Source organism: Streptomyces sp. UNOC14_S4, from assembly GCF_020740835.1.
Taxonomy (GTDB): Bacteria; Actinomycetota; Actinomycetes; order Streptomycetales; family Streptomycetaceae; genus Streptomyces.
The window spans coordinates 1-7,872 of sequence record NZ_JAINFC010000364.1 but is presented as its reverse complement, the minus strand read 5'-3'; the positions used below and the strand labels follow the sequence as shown (position 1 = coordinate 7,872).

Sequence of the window (7,872 nt, the reverse complement as noted above, 5' to 3'; positions counted from 1 at the left end):
GGGCTCATCGGCTACGGCCTCGCGGGCTCCGTGTTCCACGCCCCGCTGATCGCCGCGACCGACGGCCTGGTCCTCGACACGGTCGTCACCGCCAACCCCGAGCGGCAGCGCCAGGCCGCCGCCGAGCACCCCGGGGTACGGACGGCCGACACCGCCGACGCGCTGTTCGCCCGCGCGGACGAGCTCGACCTCGTCGTCATCGCCTCCCCGAACCGCACCCACGTCCCGCTCGCCCGCACCGCGCTCGAAGCGGGGCTCGCGGTCGTCGTGGACAAGCCGCTGGCCGCGACCGCCGCCGAGGCTGAGGCCCTGGCCGAGCTGGCGGACGAACGGGGGCTGCTGCTCAGCGCCTTCCAGAACCGCCGCTGGGACAACGACTTCCGCACGGTCGAACGGCTCGTGCGCGACGGCGCGCTCGGCGAGATCCTGCGCTTCGAGTCCCGCTTCGAACGCTGGCGGCCCCGGCCGAAGGGCGGCTGGCGGGAGTCCGGCGACCCGGCGGAGCTCGGCGGGCTCCTCTACGACCTGGGCAGCCATGTGGTGGACCAGGCCCTCGCCCTCTTCGGCCCCGCAGCCACCGTGTACGCGGAGGCCGACGTGCGCCGGGCGGGCGCCGAGGCCGACGACGACACGTTCATCGCCGTCACCCACACGAACGGCGTCCGCTCCCATCTGTGGGTGAGCGCCACGGCCGCCCAGCTTGGGCCGCGCTTCCGGGTGCTGGGCAGCGAGGCGGGCTATGTGAAGTACGGCCTGGACCCCCAGGAAGCGGCCCTGCGCGAGGGCCGGCGGCCGACGGACGAGGACGCGGAGTGGGGCGCCGAGCCGGAGTCCGCGTGGGGCCGCGTCGGCGCGGGCGAGTCCCCGCGCACGGGCGGCGGCGAACCCGTCCCGACCCTGCCCGGCGACTACCCCGCCTACTACGCCGCGATCGCCGCGGCCCTCCGCACGGGCGGCACGCCCCCGGTGACGGCGCGGGAGGCGGCAGCGGCGCTGCGTGTCCTGGAAGCGGCCCGGGTGTCGGCGGCCGAGGGCCGCACCGTACGCATCGAGGAGCCCATGTCGTGAGCACCGACCGCGAATCAGCCGACGTGAAGGCCGCTGCCCCGGAAAGCGAGGCTCCGGAAAGCGAGGCCCCAGGGAGCGAGATCGACCGGCTCGAGGCCGACGAACGGCGCCTGGTCCTCGACCGCTTCGGCAACGACGACGCGTGGGAGCTCGGCTCCCTCCTCGTCTCCCTCGCCCGCACCCGTGGGGCGGCCGTCGCGATCACCGTCCGCCGCGGGCCCCAGCGCCTCTTCCACTGCGCGCTGCCCGGCACCTCCGCGGACAACGACGCGTGGCTCGACCGCAAGTGCCGCGTCGTCGAACGCTACGCGGAATCCTCCCTCCTGGTAGGCGCCCGCTTCCGGGCCAAGGGCCGTACGTTCGAGAACGACTCCCGCCTGGACCCGGACCGCTACGCCGCCCACGGCGGGGCCTTCCCCCTCCGCGTCCGCGGCACGGGCGTCGTCGGCGCCGTGGCCGTCTCGGGCCTCCGCCAGACCGAGGACCACGCCCTGGTGGTGGAGGCCCTGGAGCGCTTCCTGGGCATCAGCGGCGGCTGAAGGCCACGTCCCTCACGAGCAGTTCGTGCCGCCCGGGCCGCCGTAGAAGAAGTACTCGTTCCACGGGGCGGCCGCGTGGTTCACCACGCAGGTGAAGCAGTTGGGGGAGGGCTGGGAGGCGGTCAGGGACGCCTCCACGGCGCCGCCCGCCGTGGGGTAGTAGTAGACGTCGCGGTGGTACGCCGCGAACTGCCAGCCCGCTTCGGCGAAGGCGCCGCTGCCCATCGGGGGCCACGCGGTGTTGTCCACGACCTCACCGCCGTAGTCGACGTCCGACGCGGAGCCGCTCGCGAGCGGGCCGCTGCCGAAGAGGGAACCCGGGTAGTAGCCCACGGCGTTGCTCGCGCTGGTGCCGCCGAGGTAGAGCCACCAGTTGCCGCCGTTGAAGTACCAGGCGACCTCCAGCTCGTACTGCGCGCCGCCCGAGACGCTCACCGGGCCCAGCGTGCCGCCGAAGGCCCAGGCGGAGTTCGTCTGGACGAAGGCGGAGCAGTCGTGGTTGTAGCAGCCGGTGCGCTGATAGCCGTCGGCCGTCCAGTAGATGAAGAGGCACGGCTGGGTCGTGCCGTACTTCCCCGGATAGATCTGATAGCCGCACTCCACCGTCTGCACCGGTGAGCCGCCCGCGTACCAGTGCTGCGAGAGGGAGAAGACCTGGTCGCCGACGCTGGGGTCCCAGACGTTGACGAAGCTGTGGCCGCCGAGGTTGCCGGCGATCTGGTAGGCGTGGGCGTACTTGTGCACCCCGGCCTGGACCGGCGGGCTCAGCCGCGGGTGCTGTCCCGTGCCCAGCGGGCTCTTCCGGAAGAAGTTCCGCAGGGTGCCCCTGCGGGCCAGCTCCTCCAGCGTGACGCGGCGCAGCGCGATCGTGCCCGGCGGACACGACATGGCGCGCCCGAACTTGTCGATGCGGTCGGAGCGCAACTGCGGTCGCAGCGGCAGGCTCTGCGGGGTGGCGCGGGGGCCGGGCGCGGCGGGCGCGTCGACCGGGACGGCCGGGGCCTCGGTGACGCCCCGGAGCGCGGGCTGGCGTTCCACCGGTACGCAGTCGAAGACCTGGCCGTTGTCGTCGACGAAGCTATGCGGCACCTCCTCGATGCCGCTGTAGAGGGACTGGACGTGCGCCCTCATCGCGTCGAACTCCTCGGCGCCCACACGTGTCGTGGGGCGGGCGGCGGTGAACTGCTCGTGGCCCGTGGAGTTCACTCTGCCGATGAAGGTGGAGAAGTCGGGAAAGTGTGGCTCGTTTCGCGAAGGCATGATCGGGCTCTCCGTTCCGATCGGTGCGGGTGCGCCGCACGCGGCGCCTCCCCAGTCGATCCCCCTGGATTCACCCATTCAGTCGGAGAGTCGCTCGAACGGGGCGTTCCATATTGGAGCCTCTTATTCCGATCAGCAGGTAATACGCATATCGGGTGGTATGTCAGGTTTGGTCCGTGCTGCCTCGTCGTGCCTGGCGCTCCTCAGGGGTGAGTGGTGGCAGCGTGCTGTCCCCCGGTCCTGACCGTCCTGGCCGTTCTGTCCGCCTTGCCTGGCCTGCTCTGTCCCTGGTTCCCACCGCGGAGGTACCGCGATGTATCTGCCTCGCACGCTCGTCGTCGGCGCCGCCGCGCTCGCGGTCGTCTCGACGGCGGCACCCGCCGCGTTCCCGCAGTACCCCCGTGACCGGGCGCCCGCGCAGGCGCGGTGCGGCGGGCCCGGCAGCACCGCGTTCCCGATCGGCGCGCGGCTGAGCGGCGGGCCCGGCGTGTACGAGCGGGGCGGGGAGCCGCAGGTCTGGGAGCTGGAGCTGCGGAACGACACGGTCGCCGAGTGCCGGGACGTGCACCCGGTGGCGGTCCTCTCCGACAGGAAGCGCGCGCTGAAGCCCGGCGACATCCGGTTCGACTTCTACGACACGGCCGCGGGCCGCTGGCGGCCGGTGCGCTTCGAGCGGACCGACGAGGCGGAGAACGTCGGCGTCTTCGACGGCACGTCACCCGACTTTCCCGGCTTCGCCGTCCCCGCGCACTCGGCCGTGCCGGTACGCGTGCGCTTGGCGTTCACCCCCGGTGCTCCCGAAGGGGCCGTCACGGCCAATGTGACCGCGGTGCAGCGGCGCGGGAACAACGGGGACTGGGTGGGGGAGTCCAATGACTACTCCTTCGGGGTCGAGGGGACCGCCGCCGTCCACGAGAGCTCCGCCCCGGCCGCTGCCGGGCAGGAGCACAAGGGGGCGTCGCTGCTCGCCGACACCGGGTCGCAGCGGCCGCTCTTCGCTATCGGGGCTTCCGCTTTTGCGTTGCTTCTGGCGGGCGGTTCCATGATCTTCGGAGCGCGGCGGGCCAAACGGGGGGATGGCTGAGGGTCCCAGCCGGGCGCCTACCGGGGTGCCTCTTGCGCTTGGCGCGCGGCTGCGGCTGCGTCGTGGCTGAGCGCGCAGTTCCCCGCGCCCCTGACGGGGCACCCCCATTCGCGGGGCGCTGAAATGCGAGGATCGCGCCGTGGACTTCACGGAATACCCCAGCGGAGCACCCGGGCACGTGCCCGGGGCGCCCATCCGCGCCGGGATCCCCGAGCACGGCAGGATCCCCAAGTACTACGCGGTCAAGAACCAGGTGGCCGCCCTGCTGGACGAGTTGGGCGAGGGCGGGCTGCTGCCGACCGAACGCGAACTCGCACTGCGTTTCACCGTCGCGCGCGAGACCGTACGCCAGGCCCTGCGCGAGCTGCTGCTGGAGGGGCGGCTGCGGCGCGCCGGACGCGGCACGGTCGTCGCCGGGCCCAAGCTGGAACAGCCCCTCGCCCTCGCCAGCTACACCGAGGGCGTACGGCGCCAGGGGCGCAGGCCCGGGCGTACCCTCATCGGCCTGGACCGCTTCCCCTGCCCGCCCGCGCTCGCGCCCGACGTCGGTGTCGAACCGGGCGCGCCCGTATGGCACATGGAGCGCGTGCTGCTCGCGGACGACGAGCGGGTCGGCGTGGAGAGCACCTATGTCGCGGTGGCGCGGGTGCCGCGCCTGAACACCGAATTCGCACCCGATTCCTCCTTCTACGGCTATCTCCGCGACCGCCTCGGCATCGGCTTCGGTGACGCGGACGAACGGCTGGAGACGGTGCTCGCCACACCGCGCGAGGCCCTCCTCATCGGCACGCCCCCCGCCCTGCCGATGCTGCTGGTCCACCGGCTGTCACGGGACACGGAGGGGCGCCCGCTGGAGCGCGTGCGGTCGCTCTACCGGGGCGACCGCTTCTCCTTCACCACCCATTTGGGATCGAAGCAGTAGGAAATTCCCCCACCCCCACCTCCCCTCTTTGTAACGTAACGATAACGGGTCTAGGCCAACTTTGACAGCCCGTTCACCCCCGCGTCGCCGTCCGGACCCCTTCGGGACACGCGCCCCGACGAACGTTCGGGACATGCGAGTCATAGTCGTCGGAGCCGGCGTGCTGGGAACCCTGCACGCCTGGCACGCAGTCCAACGCGGCCACGAGGTCGTCCACATCGAGCGCGAGGCCGAGGCCCGGGGTGCCTCGGTCCGTAACTTCGGGCTGGTCTGGGTCGGCGGCCGTGCCGGGGGCGAAGAGCTCGACACCGCCCTGCGCGCCCGCGAACTCTGGGAGCAGATCGCCGAAGACGTCCCCGGCCTGGGCTTCCGCGCCAACGGTTCCCTGACGGTCGTCACCAACGAGGCGGAGCTGGCCGTCGCCCGCGCCGCCGTCGAGCGCCCCGACGCCGCCGCCCGCGGCTTCGCCCTCCTCGACGCCGACGAGGTGCGCGAGCACAACCCCGCCCTGCGCGGCGAGTTCCTCGGCGCCCTGTGGTGCCCGCGCGACGCGGCCGTCGAACCGCGCACCGCCCAGCGCGCCCTCAAGGAGGCGCTCCTCACCTCCGGCCGCTACACCTTCCTCGGCGGGCGCGAGGTCCGCGAGGTCGTCGGCGAGCACGCTGTCCGCGACGACCACGGCATCACCCACACCGGTGCGGCGGTCGTCCTGTGCACCGGCGCCTGGCTGGGCGGCCTGGTCCGCGAGCTCGCCCCCGACCTGCCCGTACGCCGCGTCCGCCTCCAGATGATGCAGACCGCGCCGCTCGGCGAGGAGCTCACCACCTCTGTCGCCGACGCCGACAGCTTCCGCTACTACCCCGCCTACGGCGGCGCCGCCCTCGACGCGCTCGCCGCCGCGCAGAGCCAGCCGCCGGTCGCCGCCGCGCACAAGATGCAGTTGCTCATGGTCCAGCGCGCCGACGGCGGCCTCACCATCGGCGACACCCACGAGTACGACACGCCCTTCGCCTTCGACGTCGACGAGGACCCGTACGAGCATGTCGCCGCCGTCGCCGAAGCGCTGCTCGGACGTCCCCTGCCGACGGTCCGCCGCCGCTGGGCCGGGGTGTACGCGCAGTGCCTCGACACCACCCGTGTCGTCCACCGGCAGCAGGTCCGCGACGGCGTCTGGCTCGTGACCGGACCCGGCGGCCGCGGTATGACCTGCGCCCCCGCCATCGCCGAGACCACCGCGAACACCCTGGACTGGTGAGACACATGAGCACTGGAGAGAGCAGACGTATCGGCCTCGTCGTCCTCGACATGGCCGGGACGACCGTCGCCGACGACGGCCTCGTCGAGCGCGCCTTCGCGGCCGCCGCCGCGGAACTCGGCGTCCTGCCCGGCTCGCCGGTCCACGCCGAACAGCTCGCCCACGTCCGCGCCACCATGGGCGAGTCCAAGATCTCCGTCTTCCGGCACCTCTTCGGCGACGAGGAGCGCGCCCAGCGGGCCAACGCCGCCTTCGAGAAGGCGTACGCGCGGCTGGTCGACGCCGGTCACTGCGCGCCCCTCCCCGGCGCCCGCGCCACCGTCGAACGCCTGCGGGCCGAAGGCCGGACCGTCGTCCTGACCACCGGATTCGCCCGCGCCACCCAGGACGCGATCCTCACCGCCCTCGGCTGGACGGACCTCGCCGACCTCACCCTCTGCCCGGCCGACGCGGGCCGCGGCCGCCCGTACCCCGACATGGTCCTCGCCGCGCTGCTGCGCACCGGCGCCGTGGCCGCCGTCCAGGACGTCGCGGTCGCGGGCGACACCTCGTACGACATGCTCACCGGGCGGCGCGCGGGCGCGTCGGTCGTGGCGGGGGTGCTCACAGGAGCGCACGGTGAGACCGCGCTCCGGGACGCCGGTGCCACCGCGGTCCTGGCCTCCGTGGCCGACCTGCCCGACCTGATCGCGGAGTACGAGGCGGGGGACGCGGCGGTGCACCGCACGACGGACGGAACGGCGGGCGGAACGGCGGAGTACGCATCGTGACGCGCGGCGGCATCCGCTTCGACGGTGTCACCGTCGCCTACGGCGACACCGTCGTCCTCGACTCCCTCGACCTCACCGTCGGGACCGGCGAGGTCATGGCCCTCCTCGGGCCCTCCGGCTCCGGCAAGACCACGGCGCTGCGCGCCGTCGCCGGGTTCGTCCGGCCGACCGCCGGACGTGTGCTGATCGGCGGGCAGGACGTGACCGACCTGCCCCCGCACAAGCGCGGCATCGGCATGGTCGTCCAGCAGTACGCCCTCTTCCCGCACCTGCGGGTCGACGCCAACGTCGCCTTCGGGCTCAAGGCGCGCAAGGCACCGCGCGGCGAGATCGCCGGGCGCGTCGCCGAGGCGCTGGAGATGACCGGCATGACCGCGTACGCCAAGCGCTACCCGCGCGAGCTCTCCGGCGGCCAGCAGCAGCGTGTCGCCATCGCGCGGGCCCTGGCCGTCCGGCCCGGCGTGCTGCTCCTCGACGAGCCGCTCTCCGCGCTCGACGCGCAGCTGCGCTCCGGCATGCTCGCCGAACTCGCCAGGCTGCACCGGGACCTGCCCGACGTCTCCATGCTCTACGTCACCCACGACCAGAGCGAGGCCCTCACCCTCGCCGACCGCATCGCCGTCATGGACCGCGCCCGCCTCCAGGACTGCGGCACGCCGCGCGAGCTCTACCGCTCGCCCGGCAGCGCGTTCACGGCGTCGTTCGTCGGCAGCGCGAATCTGCTGACCGGGGTGTGGTGCGGGACGGACGTGGTGGAGGTGGCGCCCGACGTCCGGATCCGCGTCCGCGAGGGATCGGGCGGCGGCGCGGGGAGCGCCACCGTGTGCGTCCGGCCGCACCTGGTCGGCCTCGGCGAGCCGGACGGCTCCGGGCTCAACGTGCTGCGGGGGCCTGTCACCGGGCTCCAGTGGCGCGGTTCCTCGCACCGGGTGACGGTGGCCGTCGCCGACGAGGTCGAAGTGACGGCCGAGGTG

The 7,872-nt window shown here is 73.4% G+C and carries 8 protein-coding genes; 7 read left to right on the top strand and 1 reads right to left on the bottom strand.

All coding sequences use genetic code 11. From position 1 onward, the window contains the following. Both K6I34_RS26560 and K6I34_RS26555 read left to right on the top strand, forming a co-directional pair. On the top strand, positions 1 to 1,068 hold a 1,068-nt coding region (locus K6I34_RS26560), incomplete at its 5' end, for a Gfo/Idh/MocA family oxidoreductase (RefSeq protein WP_229329321.1). Between the two features lie 80 nt (positions 1,069 to 1,148). After that, a complete protein-coding gene (locus K6I34_RS26555; protein WP_229329323.1) occupies positions 1,149 to 1,607 on the top strand; it encodes a heme-degrading domain-containing protein in 459 nt (152 codons plus the stop codon). A 12-nt stretch (positions 1,608 to 1,619) separates the two neighbouring features. Here the strand turns inward: K6I34_RS26555 and K6I34_RS26550 are convergent, their stop codons facing one another. Beyond that, positions 1,620 to 2,867: a neprosin family prolyl endopeptidase gene (locus K6I34_RS26550; RefSeq protein ID WP_229329319.1), complete on the bottom strand. Its 1,248-nt coding sequence runs from the start codon at positions 2,865 to 2,867 to the stop codon at positions 1,620 to 1,622. Positions 2,868 to 3,180: 313 nt separating this feature from the next. Between K6I34_RS26550 and K6I34_RS26545 the strand changes: the two genes are divergently transcribed. The 5 genes from K6I34_RS26545 to K6I34_RS26525 form a co-directional block, all read left to right on the top strand. Continuing rightward, the gene (locus K6I34_RS26545) at positions 3,181 to 3,951 is read left to right on the top strand and encodes a hypothetical protein (protein ID WP_229329317.1); all 771 of its coding nucleotides are present in this window, start codon (positions 3,181 to 3,183) and stop codon (positions 3,949 to 3,951) included. Positions 3,952 to 4,090: 139 nt separating this feature from the next. After that, positions 4,091 to 4,873: a GntR family transcriptional regulator gene (locus K6I34_RS26540; RefSeq protein WP_229329315.1), complete on the top strand. Its 783-nt coding sequence runs from the start codon at positions 4,091 to 4,093 to the stop codon at positions 4,871 to 4,873. 133 nt (positions 4,874 to 5,006) lie between these two features. Further along, positions 5,007 to 6,128: a TIGR03364 family FAD-dependent oxidoreductase gene (locus tag K6I34_RS26535; RefSeq protein ID WP_229329313.1), complete on the top strand. Its 1,122-nt coding sequence runs from the start codon at positions 5,007 to 5,009 to the stop codon at positions 6,126 to 6,128. Positions 6,129 to 6,133: 5 nt separating this feature from the next. Further along, a complete protein-coding gene (locus tag K6I34_RS26530) occupies positions 6,134 to 6,898 on the top strand; it encodes a phosphonatase-like hydrolase (protein ID WP_229329311.1) in 765 nt (254 codons plus the stop codon). Continuing rightward, the coding region (locus K6I34_RS26525) for an ABC transporter ATP-binding protein (RefSeq protein WP_229329309.1) at positions 6,895 to 7,872 on the top strand (978 nt) is incomplete at its 3' end. The genes K6I34_RS26530 and K6I34_RS26525, both read left to right, overlap by 4 nt.

Excerpts from the sequence above, each read along its gene's own strand:
- K6I34_RS26550 (WP_229329319.1), bottom strand. The coding sequence starts at position 2,867 with ATGCCTTCGCGAAACGAGCCACACTTTCCCGACTTCTCCACCTTCATC.
- K6I34_RS26545 (WP_229329317.1), top strand. The coding sequence starts at position 3,181 with ATGTATCTGCCTCGCACGCTCGTCGTCGGCGCCGCCGCGCTCGCGGTC.
- K6I34_RS26535 (WP_229329313.1), top strand. The coding sequence starts at position 5,007 with ATGCGAGTCATAGTCGTCGGAGCCGGCGTGCTGGGAACCCTGCACGCC.
- K6I34_RS26530 (WP_229329311.1), top strand. The coding sequence starts at position 6,134 with ATGAGCACTGGAGAGAGCAGACGTATCGGCCTCGTCGTCCTCGACATG.